The sequence below is a fragment of the Aequoribacter sp. genome (assembly GCF_965659035.1).
In the GTDB taxonomy this organism is placed as follows: domain Bacteria; phylum Pseudomonadota; class Gammaproteobacteria; order Pseudomonadales; family Halieaceae; genus Aequoribacter.
This window is the reverse complement of record NZ_CBFHWH010000131.1, coordinates 3,238-3,693: the sequence shown is the minus strand read 5'-3', so window position 1 is coordinate 3,693 and position 456 is coordinate 3,238. Positions and strand designations below refer to the sequence as shown.

At 57.9% G+C, this 456-nt stretch carries 1 protein-coding gene; it reads right to left on the bottom strand.

The features are described from left to right. Positions 1 to 32 precede the first annotated feature (32 nt). Positions 33 to 456, bottom strand: a 424-nt coding sequence (locus ACTF5Z_RS11605; protein ID WP_438985779.1) for an exonuclease domain-containing protein, incomplete at its 5' end; no start/stop codon positions are given.

Genomic DNA, 456 nt, shown 5'->3' with positions numbered 1-456 from the left:
GAGCAGCTGGCCAGCGATCAATCGTCACACCGCTAATGGGTGACACGTCGCCAGAGAGCACCCTCACTCTTTTTATCTAAAAGGTCCAAGTAGGCCTCGTGGGCTTGTGACTCATCGGCGCTCGCATGCACCACGGGTAAAGAGAGACCCGCTCGCTGAACCCGCACAATTTCGCCAGTCACCCAGTTTGACTGCTCACCACCCTCACGATTTTCAGACTGCAGTGTCAACGCAGTTTGTCCGCCGGTCATCGCCAAGTAAACGTCGGCGAGAATCTCAGAATCCAACAAGGCGCCGTGCAAATCACGACTGGAGTTATCCACATCATAGCGAGTGCACAAGGCGTCCAGCGTGTTGCGCTGCCCGGGGTGTTTTCTGCGCGCCATGACCAGCGTGTCAATGACCCCGCAGAGGGACTCTACGCTAGGCATCGATGCCGCGCGGCGCACACTCTCG